General features: G+C 61.8%; 15 protein-coding genes and 4 pseudogenes. 5 read left to right on the top strand and 14 right to left on the bottom strand.

Translation table 11 applies throughout. The features are described 5' to 3' along the window. Nucleotides 1–100: 100 nt before the first annotated feature. The 7 genes and pseudogenes from ACFFNA_RS41325 to ACFFNA_RS36300 form a co-directional block, all read right to left on the bottom strand. Nucleotides 101–268, bottom strand: coding sequence for a hypothetical protein (locus ACFFNA_RS41325; RefSeq protein ID WP_446685992.1), 168 nt, complete (start codon nucleotides 266–268; stop codon nucleotides 101–103). Nucleotides 269–382: 114 nt separating this feature from the next. Beyond that, nucleotides 383–1297 (bottom strand): annotated as a pseudogene (locus tag ACFFNA_RS36325) (molybdopterin molybdotransferase MoeA); the annotation flags it as partial. Nucleotides 1298–1427: 130 nt separating this feature from the next. Then, nucleotides 1428–1778 carry a c-type cytochrome gene (locus ACFFNA_RS36320; protein WP_167392321.1) on the bottom strand — a complete coding sequence of 117 codons (351 nt, stop codon included), beginning with the start codon at nucleotides 1776–1778 and terminating at the stop codon, nucleotides 1428–1430. Nucleotides 1779–1875: 97 nt separating this feature from the next. Further along, nucleotides 1876–4190 (bottom strand): annotated as a pseudogene (locus tag ACFFNA_RS36315) (arsenate reductase (azurin) large subunit). Between the two features lie 14 nt (nucleotides 4191–4204). After that, nucleotides 4205–4733, bottom strand: a pseudogene (locus ACFFNA_RS36310) (arsenate reductase (azurin) small subunit). 154 nt (nucleotides 4734–4887) lie between these two features. Next, nucleotides 4888–5385: an AAA-type ATPase lid domain-containing protein gene (locus ACFFNA_RS36305; RefSeq protein ID WP_378924796.1), complete on the bottom strand. Its 498-nt coding sequence runs from the start codon at nucleotides 5383–5385 to the stop codon at nucleotides 4888–4890. Continuing rightward, nucleotides 5327–5641, bottom strand: coding sequence for a sigma 54-interacting transcriptional regulator (locus ACFFNA_RS36300; protein ID WP_245331285.1), 315 nt, complete (start codon nucleotides 5639–5641; stop codon nucleotides 5327–5329). Before ACFFNA_RS36300 ends, ACFFNA_RS36305 begins: the two co-directional genes overlap by 59 nt. A gap of 80 nt (nucleotides 5642–5721) precedes the next feature. On the opposite strand from ACFFNA_RS36300, the pseudogene ACFFNA_RS36295 reads away from it, so the two are divergent. The 3 genes and pseudogenes from ACFFNA_RS36295 (at nucleotide 5722) to ACFFNA_RS36285 (ending at nucleotide 8650) form a co-directional block, all read left to right on the top strand. Beyond that, a pseudogene (locus ACFFNA_RS36295) lies at nucleotides 5722–7375 on the top strand (MFS transporter). A 405-nt stretch (nucleotides 7376–7780) separates the two neighbouring features. After that, nucleotides 7781–8377 carry a phospholipid N-methyltransferase PmtA gene (gene pmtA / locus ACFFNA_RS36290; RefSeq protein WP_095090311.1) on the top strand — a complete coding sequence of 199 codons (597 nt, stop codon included), beginning with the start codon at nucleotides 7781–7783 and terminating at the stop codon, nucleotides 8375–8377. Between the two features lie 39 nt (nucleotides 8378–8416). Next, nucleotides 8417–8650 (top strand): hypothetical protein, encoded by a 234-nt coding sequence (locus tag ACFFNA_RS36285; RefSeq protein WP_280952835.1) that lies wholly within the window; start codon nucleotides 8417–8419, stop codon nucleotides 8648–8650. 116 nt (nucleotides 8651–8766) lie between these two features. Here ACFFNA_RS36285 and ACFFNA_RS36280 read toward each other — a convergent pair whose 3' ends face one another. Further along, nucleotides 8767–9321 (bottom strand): DUF309 domain-containing protein, encoded by a 555-nt coding sequence (locus tag ACFFNA_RS36280; protein ID WP_095090310.1) that lies wholly within the window; start codon nucleotides 9319–9321, stop codon nucleotides 8767–8769. A gap of 183 nt (nucleotides 9322–9504) precedes the next feature. Between ACFFNA_RS36280 and panB the strand changes: the two genes are divergently transcribed. Together panB and panC are read left to right on the top strand one after the other, a co-directional pair. After that, complete coding sequence (gene panB / locus ACFFNA_RS36275) at nucleotides 9505–10350, top strand: 3-methyl-2-oxobutanoate hydroxymethyltransferase (RefSeq protein ID WP_095090525.1); 846 nt, start codon at nucleotides 9505–9507, stop codon at nucleotides 10348–10350. Beyond that, nucleotides 10347–11234, top strand: a complete 888-nt coding sequence (panC, locus tag ACFFNA_RS36270) for a pantoate--beta-alanine ligase (RefSeq protein ID WP_378924790.1) — start codon at nucleotides 10347–10349, stop codon at nucleotides 11232–11234. Before panB ends, panC begins: the two co-directional genes overlap by 4 nt. A 94-nt stretch (nucleotides 11235–11328) precedes the next feature. Here the strand turns inward: panC and thiD are convergent, their stop codons facing one another. The 6 genes from thiD to thiC are packed head-to-tail and all read right to left on the bottom strand — an operon-like array spanning nucleotide 11329 to nucleotide 16443. Then, the gene (gene thiD, locus ACFFNA_RS36265) at nucleotides 11329–12090 is read right to left on the bottom strand and encodes a bifunctional hydroxymethylpyrimidine kinase/phosphomethylpyrimidine kinase (RefSeq protein WP_095090308.1); all 762 of its coding nucleotides are present in this window, start codon (nucleotides 12088–12090) and stop codon (nucleotides 11329–11331) included. After that, a complete protein-coding gene (locus ACFFNA_RS36260; protein WP_095090307.1) occupies nucleotides 12081–12686 on the bottom strand; it encodes a thiamine phosphate synthase in 606 nt (201 codons plus the stop codon). Before ACFFNA_RS36260 ends, thiD begins: the two co-directional genes overlap by 10 nt. Then, nucleotides 12683–13456 carry a thiazole synthase gene (locus tag ACFFNA_RS36255; RefSeq protein WP_378924787.1) on the bottom strand — a complete coding sequence of 258 codons (774 nt, stop codon included), beginning with the start codon at nucleotides 13454–13456 and terminating at the stop codon, nucleotides 12683–12685. Before ACFFNA_RS36255 ends, ACFFNA_RS36260 begins: the two co-directional genes overlap by 4 nt. Nucleotide 13457: 1 nt before the next feature. Then, complete coding sequence (gene thiS, locus ACFFNA_RS36250) at nucleotides 13458–13655, bottom strand: sulfur carrier protein ThiS (RefSeq protein WP_095090305.1); 198 nt, start codon at nucleotides 13653–13655, stop codon at nucleotides 13458–13460. After that, nucleotides 13655–14623 (bottom strand): glycine oxidase ThiO, encoded by a 969-nt coding sequence (thiO, locus tag ACFFNA_RS36245; protein WP_378924785.1) that lies wholly within the window; start codon nucleotides 14621–14623, stop codon nucleotides 13655–13657. Before thiO ends, thiS begins: the two co-directional genes overlap by 1 nt. Further along, nucleotides 14620–16443 carry a phosphomethylpyrimidine synthase ThiC gene (gene thiC, locus ACFFNA_RS36240; RefSeq protein WP_378924783.1) on the bottom strand — a complete coding sequence of 608 codons (1824 nt, stop codon included), beginning with the start codon at nucleotides 16441–16443 and terminating at the stop codon, nucleotides 14620–14622. Before thiC ends, thiO begins: the two co-directional genes overlap by 4 nt. Nucleotides 16444–16533 lie beyond the last annotated feature (90 nt).

Genomic DNA, 16533 nt, shown 5'->3' with positions numbered 1-16533 from the left:
AAGCCATTCTCGACCTCTTCACGCGGCCGCCACGCCGCAGATGTCCTCACTGTGAGAAGCTGCTCGCAGACGCCGTCAAACCTAAACTGCCAAAGTAGTGCTAGTTCGAGAAAGGCTCGTAGCGCAGCGGCATGCTGTCGGTGATTTCGGCGACTTCAGCCGGAAAGAGGGCAATGCCATCGGCCAAAGCAATTGCCATCAAGTTGGCTGAGGATCCACGTTCGATCAGCTCAAGCATAGGTTCACCGGTTTCGGAGCGACCGGAAATGCGGACAGGCGCAAACTCGGTCCGGCCCTGACGCTTCTTGCAGGTGAAACCGGCCACCGCGGAAAACCAGTGCGGTTGGACTTCGGTGAGGCCAGCCAATCTGCGTAACGCCGGCAGAATGATTTGCCGGAAAGCGACCAGCGCCGCATTGGGATTTCCCGGCAGTCCGGCAAAGAGCTTGCTCTGGATTGTCCCAACCTTCAACGGCTTGCCTGGTCGCATCGCCACCTTAAGGACATCGAGGCGGGCACCGTGCTGCAGCGCGGCGGCAATCATATGATCTTCTTCGCCGGCCGAGACGCCGCCAGTCGTCACCAGTGCGTCACAGGAGGCGACCGCCCGCTCGACCGCATCGGCGAGGAGGTCCGGATTGTCCGGCACAATGCCAAAGTCGACCACTTCTGCCCAAGGGCATGCCGCCAGCAGCGAGCGCAACATAACCCTGTTGGAATTATAGATTTGGCCGTGCGCGAGGGGCTCGCCCGGTTCCTTTAGTTCGGAGCCTGTCGACAGAAGCCCAATGCGGATCCTTCGAAGCACCTCGACGTCAGCGATCCCCACGGCAGCCAGCAAGGTCAAGTCCCTGGCAGACAGAGCCTTGCCCCGCGTAACGAGCTCAGATCCCGCACCGACGTCCTCGCCGGCGAGGCGGACATGTCGGCCGCGTCGCGGTCGCTCGAATACGGTCACCATGTCACTGGAGCGTTCGCATTGCTCTTGCATGACCACGGCATCGAACCCCGCCGGCACGGGTGCGCCCGTGAAGATACGAAGCGCCGTTCGCGGATCCAGGTGGTCATGCGCCCGCACATCGCCAGCTGCTACCCGGCCTGCCACCCGAAATGTCCAGGGGCCGTCCCCGTTGAAATCCGACGTTCGCACCGCAAACCCGTCCATTGCGGAATTATCGAAGGGCGGGAGCGCTATCGGGGAATGAATGGCTACCGCGCAGACCCGCCCCAATGACGCGGCCAGCGAGAGATGTTCCCGGTAGCGGACAGTGTGAGCGAGCGCCACGGCCTTGGCCACCGCGGCTTCAAAAGCAATGGTTTTGCCGCTCTGCGCTGCGGAGCAGTCGGCTGGCAAAACGCGGTTCGCGGCATGAAACACGATCGCTCCTCCTTGCGTTTGCTCACGCACCACTCCCGCCAAAGGGCGTCTAGCCAGACAGGCTTTTGAGATAAGCGATGACGTTCTTGATGTCGTCGGGATTCTTGAGGCCAGGAAACCCCATTTTGTTCGTCGGCACTTTCGCCTTGGGATTGGCGAGATATTCCGTGAGGTTAGGCTCGTCCCAGACAAGACCGGCCGCGCCCGCATCTTTCATGGCTTTCGAATAGGAATAGCCGGGTACGGTCCCGGCTACTCGCCCACCCACGCCTTTCAGGGTTGGTCCGACTTTATTCGCATCGGTATCAGCGTTGTGACAGGCGGCACATTTTTTGAAGACCATCTTGCCGGCCTCTATATCCTGGGCCAGGGCGACCGGCGGCAGTAACGCCAAAATCATAGTGGCGCCGACGAGCAGGTGTTTCACGCAGGAACTCTCCATTTTGGATTGAAGGCACGGTTGCTGCCGCGGGCGTCGGCTCGCGGCAGCGTCGAACTTAGCTCGCCTGATACTCCGTGGATTTGAAGGACAGGTGCTTCACGCTTTCGGGGGCATCCGAGATCTTGCGGATGTTGGCCCAGGTCTGTTTGTAGTTGGGCAGGATCAGTTCGTTGGTGCCGGCGTTGATGACATTGCCGACTACGCCTGTCGGGAACTCGAACAGCATGAAAGTCTCGGCTTTCTTGGCGGTTGGCGTTGGATAGGCCATCGCCTGTGTCGAGCCACTTTCATTGTTGAACTCGACAAGAGCGCCGTTGTTTAGCCCAAGCTCCTTCATGTCGTCGGGGCTGATCTGGATGAACGGATACGGCCACCGATCCGTGACGAACTCGCTGTCCTGGTCGAGAAAGGCATTTTGCCAGACCAGGTTGGCGCGGCCGTTGTTGATGAACGCGGTCGACGGTTCCTGGAAGCCATTGTTGCCCATGGCCCTCAATCGTTCATAGGTGACGTTCTCGCCACCCTTGGCGTTCTGGTGGTAGCCGTCCATGGACGCGTCTTCCTCGGTCTTCCAGTCGAAGCCCTTGAACTGGTCGGCATATTTGGCGTCGCCGCCCTCGCGGATGACTTTCTCCATATGCTGGGCAAGGCCTGCGGCGATCAGGCAAGCCGGTTTGGCGGAGCCGGGTGGGTCCATGTAACGTTCGACCAGCCGCATCCGACGCTCGCCGTTCATCGAGGTGAGGTTCATCTCGCCGGATTCGGCCGCCGGCAACCAGACGTGGCTGGCAGCACCGATCTTCGATGGGATGATGTCGATGTCGACGGAGAATAGCCCACCGGCCCTGATCGCGTCGGTGATTGCCTTCACCATCGCATCGCGGTCGCCATAAGGCACGGCATTCATGGCGTCCTTCACGATGTCGGTGCGTTTCTTGAAGACCATGTTGAACTGGTGGCTGTTCAGCGTGGTCTTGTAGTGATCGCAGGCCCAGATGTGGTGGACCCCGCCCTTGCCTTCGATCAGCAGCTTGTCGACGTAGGCGGCCGGGCGGCCGACATGGGCGTCGGACGGCCGCACGTAGCCTTCCTGGTGGCCGCCCATGCGCACGCATCCCCCACCCTCGCGACCGACATTGCCGGTTGCTAGCGCCACGTTCACCAGCGCCGCGTTGGTCCGGTAATTCTCGTTGCCCCAGATGAGGCCCTTCTCGTATGCGATCATCGTCCGCTGGCGCTTGCCGTCCTTGGGTTCGGCGATCCAGGCCGCCGACTGCCTGATCTGGTCGACCGTCAGCCCGGTGATCTTCGCCGCGTCCTCAAGCGACGTCTTGTTGGCGGCAGCCGCCTTGTCGAAATCTTTCGCGGAGGCGTCAATGAAGGCTTTGTCGACCCAGCCTTTGCTGGCGATCTCGGTGAGCCAGGCGTTGAAGAGCACCATGTCCGTGCCGGAATTGATGGCAAGGTGCATGACGTTGTCCTTGCCGGCCTCGGCTTCGGCGGCGTTGATCGACACGGTCCGCCGCGGATCGACGAAAATGATCCGCCCGCTGGCGTGGGATTCACCCGGCAGCTGTGCTTTCTTCTTGTCCATGGAAGCTCCGCGCAGGTTCGGAATCCAGTGGTTCAAGAAATAGTTGGTCTGGGTTTCGAGCGGATTGTTGCCGACCGACACGATGGTATCGGCCAGTTCGGCATCCTCGTAGCAATTGTTGAGCTCGCCGACACCCATATCGCGGGTGGCATGGACTTCGGAGTTGTAGGCCGGCCGGTTGTAACTGCGGATGTTCTTGATTTTCATCGCACCAAAATAGAGCTTGCCGGTGCCCCAGGTATTTTCGTAGCCGCCGGCCGAGCCGCCATGATCGAGCACGGAAATGAACAGACCGTCCTCACCTTGATCCTTGATGACGGCCGCCGTGACCCTTGCCACGAGGTCCAGGGCGTCGTCCCACGATGTTGGCTGCATCTGCCCGTAACGCCAGACCATCGGGCTGGTCAGCCGCTGCTGCTGCGAGCCACGGGCGGTTGAGTAGCGCAGTTCGCCCATGCGTGCGCCGCGCACCGAACCAAGACCAGAGTTCACCACGCACTCGGAATCGGGCTTGAGGACGATATGCACGTCCTGCCCGTCCTGCTTGACGATGTTGTACATCGAGGCTGCATACCAGGCGTCGGTCTCGGCAGGTTGCTGCTGGGAAGGTCGACCCCGAAAGCGTTCGAAGCGGCAGCTGTGCCGCCCTGCTTGTTCGCCGGCCAAGTGTAGGCATGGTAGCCGCAACCGACGATGCAGTAATGGCAGGTGACGTTTTGTTTCTTGGCGTCGGCCGGAATGATCGGCAGACGGGCGACGTGACGTTTGTAAGCCATGATCCGATCCTCCCTTAAAGTACGTTGCTTAGGCGGCCATACAGCAGCTCGTCCACACCCTCGGCGTAGATGTCGCCCTTGGCATCGATGCGAAGTGCGTACTGGGGAAGATTGGGCCGTCGACTGGCCCCAGATCTGCTTGCCGCCGGCATCGGCGTCGAAGCGCGAATAGTGGCCGGGACAATTGAAGGAATGATCGTCCGCGTTGTAGTTCAGCGGAAAGCCCCTATGGGGACAGGTCGTCGAGAACCCGACAATGTCGCCATCCGGGCCGGCGCCGCCGTCGACCTTGGTGCCAAGTTTCAGCAACACGCCGGGCGCATTTTCATCGTGGCAGCCGACGTCGAACGGCTCGTTCGGCTTCAAGTCGGCAATGTTGGCCAGCTTGTTGGAGGGGTATTCGACAAGAGCCAGGCCAGGGGCAGCCTTGGTCTGGACTTGCACAGGCAGTGCAACGGCCGTGGCCATCCGGGCAGCAGCGAATGCCCCGCCCCTTAGAAACGGACGCCGGCCGACGTCGACCAGCTTGTTGCAACGATCCATGCAAACCTCCCTTTGGGCGAACTTCTTCGCCAAGAGCTCTGCAACGCTTGTGCCAACCGCAGAAAATGTTGGTTTTCATCGAAAGAGCGTGGAGAAAACACGGGAAACTCCTGCTTCACGTCCGGAAATCCGAACATGCTGCGCTGCCGAAGGTTCAGGAAGTCGAACGCGCCCGATCGGCGGGGCCGAGCCGCGTCATCTTCTCCCAAAGAGTAGTCCGGGAGACTGCAAGCAGTGCGGCTGCCTTCGCGATTTGGCCGCCGGTTTCGTCCAACGCCCGCGCGATCTGACGTCGTTCTGCCGCGTCACGAACATCGGCCAGCGGAGCGAAGGTCGTATTTTCTGATTTTGCCGCACGTTCCGGGAACAGGTCGCCCGGCATGATCCATTCGCTGGTTGACAAGGCGACGGCCCGTTCGACCCTGTTCCGCAGTTCCCGCACATTTCCGGGCCAGCGATGGGCAAGAGCTGCTTCCTGCGCCAACGCGCTGAATCCGCGGATGCGCACGTCAGACCGGCTCACCGCATTTTCCAGAAATCGGTCGAGCAGCCAGGTGATGTCCTCATGGCGCTCGCGCGCAGGGGCGGGACTGTCACCGGCAACACGGCAAGCCGAAATCGAGGTCCTCGCGGAAGCCCGATGGTCCGCCACGCTGACCAAGGTCGCGATGCGTGGCCGAGACGACCCGTGCACGAAACTTGCAGGGGGTCTCGCCACCGACTCGGTTGAAGCTTCCGTCCTCGATCACCGTAGAAGTTTGGCTTGGAGCGGGCATCGGCATGTCGCCGATTTCATCCAGGAATAACGTGCCTGCTCCAGCTCGCTCGGCATAGCCGAGGTGCCGTTGCTGGGCGCCGGTGAACGCCCCTTTCTCATGCCCGAAAATCTTACTCCCAATCCTCGGCACCGAATAACCGCAGTTTTTAACGACCGTTCACACCCAGAGGAAAATCTCCAGCACAATCGGACGGGGGGAGGCTCAGCCCCATGAGCAGGGTGGCGCGCGAGGAAGCCAATCCAGTTTCGTCGGCAACGTTTGCGCCGCTCGAGAGTCCGACTTTTCGTCCGATCTGGCTGGCGAAACAGGTATCCAGTCTTGGCTGGCTGATGCAGACCGTTGCGATCAGTTGGCTGATGGCAACCATCTCGACTTCGGACGTGATGGTCGCCCTGGTGCAGGCTTCGAGGACGCTGCCCGTATTCATTCTGTCGATCTTCGCCGGGGCCATTGCCGACAGTTTCAGCCGCCGCCAATGTGATGATGCTCGGCTGGTGCGTGATAGCTTTGTCGTCGACGATGCTGACTGCTACTGTGGCGCTGGGGTTCTACAATCCATGGATGATCCTCGCATTCAGCTGTTTGGCCGGATGCGGCGCCGCTTTCACCGACCCTGCCTGGCACGCCTCGGTCGGTGACATCCTGCGAAAGCGGGATGTTCCAGCCGCGGTCACACTGATCTCGGTCGGCTACAACGCCATGCGAAGCATCGGTCCGGCGTTCGGCGGCATCGTCGTTGCCTCCTTCGGACCACTGACGGCTTTCGCCATCGCGACGCTGACCTATCTGACGCTGCTGTGGACCGTTGGGCGCTGCAAATGGAATGTGCGCTCTTCGCCTCTTCCGCGCGAGCCATTGACCACAGCTATGCATGACGGAGCGCGCTTCACGGCGCTGTCGGGAGAGATCAAGGCGGCAATCGCGCGCGGAGCGCTTTTCGGCCTGACTAGCATCTCCATACTGGCGCTGCTGCCCCTGGTCACCCGCGATCAATTGGGGGGAGGACCGATCGGTTATGGTATCCTGATGGCCGGCTTCGGGACGGGCGCCTTGTGCACCGGCATCTGCAACAACATCCTGCGACGGTCGCTGTCCCAAGAGCGTCTGACGACACTGGCCTGCATCGCCTGCGCTGCTTGTTGTCTTTCGCTTGCCCTGACGCCTTCACTGGCGGTGGCGGCTATTGCTTTGGCGCTCGGCGGCGCTGGCTGGGTCGTCACCTGGACGGGGCTTGACGTGAGCGTGCAACTGTCAAGCCCAAGGTGGGTCGTTGGTCGCACGCTCTCGATCTACTCTGCCCTCTCGTCGGGCGGCATCGCGGCCGGCAGCTGGCTGTGGGGCACGGTGGCTGAGAACTATTCGCTTACCGTGGCGCTGGAGAGCTCCGCTGGCGCTCTCCTGCTTGTCGCCTTCACCGGGTTACTGTTGCCTATTCGTCAATGGAAAGATTCTGACCAAGATCCTCTTGGCTTCGAAACGCCTGCGGTCGCGGTGGACTTGAAGTCGAGAAGCGGGCCGATCGTCGTCAAGATCGAGTACTCAATCCCGGAGACGAACGTCGAAGCCTTCCTGGAACAGATGCGCGAACGACGGCGAGTGCAAAGCCGTGTTGGTGCCCGGCACTGGAACCTTCAGCGCGATCTCCAGGAGCCTTCCCAGTGGACAGAGACATTCCGCACGCCGACCTGGATGGACTACCTTCGCTTGAACCATCGCCTCACAGCGGCGGACAAGGAGTTGGATCAGCGGCTGCTCGAATTGAACGTGGGCGAGCTTCCACCTCGCACGAGGCTGTCGATCGAGCGACCGACGGGAGCGACCCGTAAGCGGGATCAATCGACAGGTTTCTTTTTCCGACGGTGATCTCATCCAACGCCAACGACCGTTTTCAGCGAGACACGAAGCGCGGGAATGGACAAGGCTCTCGCCATCAGCGAATTCCCGCCGATTTGGCTTCGATCCTTTTGCGTTGGTGCCCAGCAGTTGCGAATTGTCGCTCTGGTGACGCCGCGCTTGGCCACAGAGTCTGGCCGGCTTGGGCTTCGCCTTCCAGCCTTCGTAGACAGGAACCCCACGATGAGGACTGGCGATGCAGACGCGAACGGTGCTGGCGGTCCCGATGGAGTCGAACGACCGGTCTTCGTTCCGGCCGACGCAAACCCCGGCGCCGTTTCAACGCCGTCAGCGGGGCTTGTAAATGTCGAAAAACTTGTCCAAACGTCCGTCCGTCAAAGCGACGCGGATGAATAGCCGTAGCAGGGAGTAGACATGGTCTTTCGCTTGAAGGAGCGCCTCGGCCGGAAGTTTGAGGAAGAAGTGCAATTCTTCCGGTGCTGGCAAAGGGACAAAAAAGGAGTGGGCGCGCTCATGCCGACTTCTGTTCATGCGGCGCGCCGCATGGCTAGCGTGATCAGGCCAGCGTCCGGAATGCCAGTTCTCGAGCTTGGGGCAGGGACCGGGGTAATCACCAAGGCTATCCTGGACACGGGCGTGAAGCCACAGCAGCTGGTTTCGGTCGAATATTCGAAGGATTTCTACAATCGCCTCACCCTACGTTTTCCGTGCGTAGATTTTCGATTGGGCGATGCTTTTTCGCTGGGTGAAGTGCTGGCGGAACGAAATGCCGAACAGTTCGACTGTGTCATAAGCGCGGTGCCGATGTTGAGCTTCCCGATGGAGCTGCGCATCGCCTTGCTTGAGGATTTGCTGACCCGCATCCCTGCTGGCAGGCCAGTGATGCAAATCACCTACGGACCATTGTCGCCAGTGATCAAGATGCCGGACCGCTACATCGTGTCACACTACGATTTCGTCGTCCGCAATATCCCGCCCGCGCAGCTCTGGACTTACCGACGAGCGGTCTGACTCTGAACGCAGCCAACGCGCTGCGCGCTCCGCGAAATCGTGCCTGAAGCAGAGCGAGAGCTGGCCGAGTTTATCGACCTTAAAGCAGAGCGGATGCGACTGGCGAGGCAGGTCAGTGGTCTGGAGGCTGAGATCAAAAAACTCTCCGAAAAGCTCGACAACCCAGACTTCGTTGCTCGCGCGCCGGAGGAGGTGGTCGGAGAAAACCGAGAGCGTCTAGAGACGGCCCCAAGCCGCCAAGCGGCGCCTGGATGTGGTGCTCAGCCGCTTTAGCTGCTGACCCACAGCCGTATTTTGTTGCTTGGAAGAGCTTTTTGACCATTCCGCAACACTCGCCATCCCCGTCCGGGATTTTACCTTTCATTCTTTGCATCCCAACTGTTTGCGGATTAGTGGCCCTGACAATCTGATCCGAGGACGAAATCAAACACTGGTTGAGGCCGACCAAATGGCACGGCCCGCAACGCGGCAGGCAGCCTTGTCGCTGCTTCAGCGTAGTCGGCGAGTATGGCTGGCGGGAGGCCAAGCGCGTTTTCGACAATATGTTCCGACGGGCCGTTCAGTCGACGAAACAGCATTGCGGCGCGCCGGGAGTGGCGCACCGCTGCAGCAGTTTTGCCCTCACGTATCTTCACGCCGGCTGCCGACAACAGGATCAATGCTTTAAAGAACACGCGAGAAGGGCCGCCTCGGTCCGCAACCTGCCAGAGACCTTCCCAAGCCTCATGTGCTTCCCAGTAATAACCGTGATTGAAGAGGTCGAGACCCCAGAGGAATGGATCCGAGCCAAGCGCCGCATCTGTGGCGACCGGCATCGGCTCGACAAGGTAGCTATGTCCAGCGGGATCGCGCACGGGATGCGGCTGCCTGCCGGGCAAGTACGCATAGGCTGGAAAGCTCTTTTTCGGCAGGTGGCGAGGACGCGATTTCGAACCAATGGCCATGGAGCAGGATATCACATGGATGGTCACTGCTCGATACGAAGTCCTTGTATTGCCCGGCGGTTGCGACAATGCGTGGGAAGGCGGACGCGCGGCTTTATTGTGCGATGCAAATTTTTCTCTTCGCATCTGCACAAATTTGTGGCAAACGCTTCCATCGCGGTTGACGCAAGGGAAGGAAACCTGGTGAGCGCAACGGGAGCGGCCAAGGCGTTGACGCCGCCGGACATTGCGGCGCGCAAGGGCAAGATGCCACTTGTTTGCCTGACGGCCTATACGACGCCAATCGCAAAGCTGGTCGACGATCACTGCGATGTGGTTCTGGTCGGTGACAGCGTCGGCATGGTTCTCCATGGGCTTCCTTCGACAGTCGGCGTGACGCTCGAGATGATGATCATGCATGGCAAGGCCGTGCGGCGCGGGCTGGAAAAGGCGGTGATGGTGGTCGACATGCCTTTTGGTTCCTATGAGGAAAGTCCCGAGCAGGCCTTCCGCAATGCCGTCCGTCTGATGGCCGAAACCGGTTGTTCTGCGATCAAGCTCGAAGGCGGCGAGAGTATTGCCGGGACGATCCGGTTTCTTGCCATGCGCGGTGTTCCGGTGATGGGTCATGTCGGGCTGACGCCGCAGGCGGTCAATACTTTCGGTGGCTATCGCGTCCAAGGCCGAGGCGAGGATGCTGAGCACATCGTGCGCGATGCGATCACGGTGAGCGAGGCGGGCGCCTTCGCGGTCGTGCTTGAGAAAATACCCGAAGCGCTTGCCCGGCAGATCACACAGGAAGTCGCAATCCCCACCATTGGCATCGGCGCGTCGCCGGCTTGTGACGGGCAGATCCTGGTTGTCGATGACATGCTGGGCCTGTTTGGAACCTTCCGGCCGAAATTCGTCAAGCGCTATGCCGAGCTTGCCGGGACCGCCGAGGCAGCAATCGCGACGTATGCGAGCGAGGTGCGCGAGCGCCGCTTTCCAGCGGTCGAGCACGTCTTCGGCGACGTGCCACGTCCTGTCAATGGAGGAGAAGCCGCATGAGCATTCCGATTGTCCGGATCGTTGCCGAACTGCGCAGCATCGTCGCCGCGTGGCGCCGGGAAGGCTTCAAGGTCGCCGTTGTGCCGACCATGGGCGCCCTGCACGAGGGTCACCTAAGCTTGGTCCGTGCCGCACTTGCAAAGGCCGACCGGGTCATCGTGACGCTCTTCGTCAATCCCAAACAGTTCAACAGTGCCGGCGATCTGGCTGTCTATCCGCGCACCGAGCACGATGACGCCGCCAAGCTCGCGTCGGTCGGCACCCATATTCTGTATGCTCCCGATGCAGCCGACATATATCCGCAAGGCTTTGCCACAACGGTTTCGGTCGCCGGAGTGAGCGAGGGTCTGTGCGGAGCGTTCCGGCCCGGCCATTTCGACGGCGTGGCGACCGTGGTGACGAAGCTGTTCCTGCAGACCGGCGCCAATCTGGCGTTTTTCGGTGAAAAGGACTTTCAGCAGCTGCAAGTCCTGCGACGCCTGGTGCGTGACCTTGATATTCCGATCGAGATCGTCGCCTGTCCGACCGTGCGTGAAGCGGATGGGCTGGCGATGTCGTCGCGCAACACGCGACTGTCCGCCGCCGAGCGCCCCTCCGCGCCCCGACTGGCAGAGATCCTGTTCGAAACTGCCGGGCGGCTAAGCTCCGGAGAACCCGTAGAGCGCCTGCTGCATGAGGCTCGACAGGCGATCCTGGCTGCGGGCTTTTCGCGGGTGGAGTATCTCGAACTTCGCGCCGGCGATAATCTTGCCCTGATGGCCACGCCGGGTCGACCGGCGCGGCTGCTCGTCGCCGCCTGGCTCGGCCAGACGCGGCTGATCGACAATGTCGAGGTGGAGTCGGCGCAACGCTCGGTTCAAGCGTTGAAGCAAGCCGCTGCCTGACCCTCCTTCGCGGGGCCGAAGGAGCCAGATATCGGTCTCCCCATTGCAAACGGCCGAGCTGGCGGCGGGCCTCAACTCGGCATGCGGGCTGCGGTCATTCGGTTGAATTCCTCTGAAGCTGCTCGAACACAAACCGCTTGCCTTCGCGCACACTGTCTTCGAGCCGCTTTGCCTTTGCAAGATGCGCAGCAATCGCGCTGGCCAGCATGCAGCCTGTGCCACGCATCGATACTGCAAGACGCGGCGCATCGAAGCGAATGGGTTCTTGACCGGAGCGCAGCAGGATATCCGTCGATCGAAGTCCTTTTGCATGGCCGCCCTTGATCAGAATGGCCTGCGCGCCGGCGGCCAAGAGCTCCTGGCCTTGCCAGACCGCTTCATCCTCGTCGACCGCTTGCTCGGCGCCGATAAGGAGCGCCAGCTCGATGAGATTGGGTGTGACCAGACAGCAAAGCGGCATCAGATCACGCTTCAGGGCAGCGATGGCGCCTGCTTCCAGCAGCGCCCGGCCTGACGTGGAGGTGAGAACCGGGTCGAGTACTGCCGGCCCCTGCGGATTTTCACGGAGCACTGCGGCTGCGGCAGCGATGATCTCGGCGGTCGCGAGCATGCCGATCTTGATGGCCGCCACCTTGTTGGCCTGGAACGCAGCGCGCATCTGATCGGCGACCAGACCGGGTTGCTGATGATGGACGTCCATGACGGCTTCGTGCGTCTGCACCGTCAGCGCGGTGACAGCCAGAGAGATGCGCACGCCGATGGCAGAGATCGTCTCGATATCGCGAGCAATTCCGGCGCCCCCGCTGGAGTCCGATCCGCCGATGACAAGCACATGCGGTTCTCGCCTCAGCGCCATCGCTCCGTCTTTTCGATCCATTCTCGCGTGCGCGCTTCGGGATCAGCATTCAATGTGATGTCGGTGACCACCGCGGCGCTGTCGGCGCCTGCCTCGAAGACGCTGTCGATCCGCTCAGGATTGAGGCCGCCGATGGCGACCAATGGAATCGGCGCGACTTGGCACTTCCATTCGCTGATCCGTTCAAGTCCCTGCGGCGCCCATTTCATCTTCTTCAGGGTAGTGGGATAGATGGGACCGAGGGCGATGTAGTCAGGCTCGGCGGCCATCGCCGTTTCCAGTTCGGCATGATCGTGGGTCGACAGCCCGAGCTTCAATCCGGCGTACTTGATCGCCAACAAATCGGCCGCAGCCAAATCCTCCTGGCCGAGATGAACGAAGTCGCAGCCTTCCTCGATGGCAAGTCGCCAATAATCGTTGACGATCAGTTGGCAACCATGGACCGCGCAGACGTCGTTCGCGCGGCGCATTTCGGCGCGCAGCCCGTCCTCGTCCCTGTCCTTGATGCGAAGCTGGACGAGCTTCACGCCGAGCGGCACCAGCCGTTCGATCCAGGCAGCACTGTCGACGATCAGGTAGAAGGGATCGAGCTTCATGAAAAAACCGCCCTGCCGAATGTCGGCGTCGATGGCACGGCGACATCGCGCGGTTCGAGCATTCCCGAACTGAAGGCTTCTCGACCGGCATCGACCGCCTTGCCGAAAGCGCGCGCCATGCCGACCGGATCGGCCGCCTTGGCAACCGCCGTATTCAGGAGCACGGCGTCGAAGCCGAGTTCCATGACGGTTGCCGCGTGCGACGGCCGTCCCAGCCCCGCATCCACGATCAGCGGGATGCCTGGGAAATGTCCGCGCATCGAGCGCAGCGCCATACTGTTGACCGGCCCGAGGGCGGAACCGATCGGCGCGCACCAAGGCATCAAGACCTTGCAGCCCGCTGCCAGCAGCCGCTCTGCAACACCGAGATCGTCGGTGGTATAGGGGAATACCGCAAAACCGTCCTCGCACAGGATGCGGGCGGCTTCGACCAAGCCGAACACATCCGGCTGCAGCGTGTCGTGGTTGCCGATCACTTCGAGCTTGATCCAGCTCGTAGCGAAGACTTCGCGCGCCATTTTCGCGGTGATGACCGCTTCCTTGACGGAGTGGCAGCCGGCAGTGTTGGGCAGGATTCTCGTGCCGAGCGAGCGGATCAGCGACCAGAACTTTTCGCCGGCCCTGCCGCCCGCCATCTCACGGCGCAACGATACGGTCACTACTGACGTGCCCGACGCCTTGACCGCATCGGCAAGGATGGCCGGCGAAGGATATTGCGCCGTGCCGAGAATCAGCCGGGAGGACAGTGGCGTCCCGAAAAGCTCGAACATGCTAGCCTCCCTGCATCGGCGAGAGGATTTCGATCCAGTCGCCGTCGCTCAACTGGAACTCCGCCCGATGGGCTTTGTGCACGAGGTCGCTGTTGACGGCCGTCGCCAGCCAATCGCCCTCATAGTCGAGCGCTGCAAGCAGCTCTGCCAGCGTGGTGGCGGCAACCTCATGCGCTTCGCCGTTTACGGTCAATTTCATCAGGCAAGCTCCATGGGTTCGTCAGCGAAGACGAGTTCGGCCGCCTGCCGCGCTATGGCTGGCGCGAGAAGAAAGCCATGGCGATAAAGCCCGTTGATGGCGACGGTGTTTCCACGCGCTTCGACACGCGGCAGATTGTCGGAGAAGGCCGGGCGAACACCGACGCCGGTCTCGACGATACCGGCCTCGCCGAAGGCTGGATGGAGCGCGCAGGCCGTGCCCAGAAGCTCCATCATAGAGCGGACCGTGACCGGTCCAGCGCCGTCGCTCTCGATCATCGTCGCGCCGATCATGAAACGATGGTTGGCGCGCGGTACCGTGTATAGCGGAAAGCGCGGATGAAGCAGCCGCACGGGGCGCGATAGCGCGATATCAGGCGTGTGCAGGATCATCATCTCGCCGCGCACGCCGCGCAGCCTTCCGTCGTCCGCCGCCATTCCCGTGCAGTCGATCTCGTGCTCGAACCCGGGAAGCTGCCGCGCGTCCGTGGCGAAGCTGATGTCGACACCCATCGCGACAAGCTTGTCGTGAAGCGCCGCCATCGCCCGGCGCGGGTCGAGATGCGCCTCGCCGGGGAAGAACAGCCCACGCCGGAAACGCCCGGCGAGATCGGGCTCCAGCCGCGCGATTTCCGCTTCATCGAGCCAGCGATGGCCCGAGGTGCGGCCGGCGAAGCGGTCCAGCTCGCCGCTGTCACGCGGCGGCGCCACAACCAGTGTTCCGGCCTGCGTCACCTGACCAGGCAGCACCGCCTCCCACCAGTCGGCGGCGCCGCGTCCGAGATCCAGCACCGGCTGCTCGGCGCTTTCGCGCTCGCACCACGGCGCCAGCATGCCGCCGGCGAACCACGATGCATTGCCTCCACGGCCGTGCCGGACGTCGGCGACGGTGACCGCCGCGCCGCGTCTGGCCAATTCGAAGGCCGCCGTGAGGCCGGCGACGCCGGCCCCTTTGACCAGCACCCTCATGACGGCCCTGGTCCTTTGGGCGCGCTGTCGCTCACCGGCATGTAGAGATTGCCGCCATCGCGATATTTTTCCGCCATCGCCGCCATTCCTTCCTTCTGCGCTTCGGCACGAATGTCGTGGGAGATGCGCATGGAGCAGAATTTCGGCCCGCACATCGAGCAGAAGTGCGCCAGTTTGTGCGCCTCCTTTGGCAAAGTCTGGTCGTGGAAGGAGCACGCCGTTTCGGGATCGAGCGACAGGTTGAACTGATCCTCCCAGCGGAACTCGAAGCGCGCGCGGGAAAGGGCATCATCCCTGACTTTCGCCGCCGGGTGGCCCTTGGCGAGGTCGGCGGCGTGCGCGGCTATCTTGTAGGTGATCACGCCGGTCTTGACGTCGTTGCGGTCCGGCAGCCCAAGATGCTCCTTCGGCGTCACGTAACAGAGCATCGCGGTGCCGAACCAGCCGATCATCGCGGCACCGATGCCCGACGTGATGTGGTCGTAGCCCGGCGCTATGTCCGTCGTCAGCGGCCCGAGCGTATAGAAGGGCGCTTCACCGCAGATTGCGAGCTGCTTGTCCATGTTCTGCTTGATCTTGTGCATGGGGACGTGGCCAGGCCCTTCGATCATCACCTGGCAATCCTTCGCCCATGCGATCTTCGTCAGTTCGCCAAGCGTTTCCAGTTCGGCGAATTGCGCGGCGTCGTTGGCGTCGGCGATCGAACCGGGGCGAAGTCCATCGCCGAGCGAGAACGAAACGTCATAGGCGCAGCAGATGTCGCAGATCTCCTCGAAATGCTCGTAGAGGAAGCTCTCCTTGTGATGGTGCAGGCACCACTTCGCCATGATCGAGCCGCCTCGGCTGACGATGCCGGTAACCCGCTCCACCGTGAGCGGGATGTAAGGCAGCCTCACGCCAGCATGGATGGTGAAATAGTCGACGCCTTGCTCGGCCTGCTCGATCAGGGTGTCGCGATAGACTTCCCAAGTCAGGTCCTCGGCGATGCCGCCGACCTTTTCGAGTGCCTGATAGAGCGGCACGGTGCCGATCGGCACCGGCGAATTGCGCACGATCCATTCGCGGATGTTGTGGATGTTGCGGCCGGTCGACAGATCCATCACCGTGTCGGCGCCCCAGCGGATCGCCCAGACCATCTTTTCGACTTCCTCGGCCATCGAGGAGGTGACGGCGGAATTGCCGATATTGGCATTGATCTTCACCAGGAAATTGCGGCCAATGATCATCGGCTCGCTCTCGGGATGATTGATGTTGGCGGGGATGATCGCGCGCCCGCGCGCCAGCTCGTCGCGCACGAATTCCGGCGTGACGAAATCGGGAAGCTCCGCGCCGAAGGCTTCGCCGTCGCGTTGCAGCTTGCCGTGCAGGATCTCGCGGCCAAGGTTCTCGCGGATGGCGACGAACTCCATTTCAGGCGTGATGATGCCGGCCCGGGCATAGGCAAGCTGGGTCACCGCCTTCCCAGCCTTGGCCTTGAGCGGTCTGTTGCGAATGGGGAATTCTGGCGTCAGACGCTCGCCCACGGCGAAGCCGTTGTCTTCCGGCTGCACATGGCGGCCGTCATAGGCCTCGACATCGCCGCGCGCCGTGATCCAGTCTTGCCGCAGCCGTGTGAGGCCTTTCTCAATGCTCGTTTCGATCGTCGGATCGGTGTATGGGCCGGATGGATCGTAGACCGTCACGGGCGGTTCGCCCGCCGTCGGGTGGACGGAGATTTCGCGCATCGGCACCCTGATCTGTGGATGGAGGACGCCGGATTTGTGGATTTTTCGTGAGGCAGGCAGCGGTCCCGTGGAAACCGCTGGGGTCAAGGCATTCATTTGAGGCTCCTTTGCTCATTTGCATTGGAGACCCAGTTCTGTGCCGGAAGGATGAAAAACGCTTTGGCCGACCTGCTCGAGACAGGTCTT

This window comes from Mesorhizobium kowhaii, assembly GCF_042431665.1.
Taxonomy (GTDB): Bacteria; Pseudomonadota; Alphaproteobacteria; order Rhizobiales; family Rhizobiaceae; genus Mesorhizobium; species Mesorhizobium kowhaii.
The sequence above is the reverse complement of the archived record's forward strand: the minus strand, read 5'-3'. Positions and strand labels throughout refer to the sequence as shown.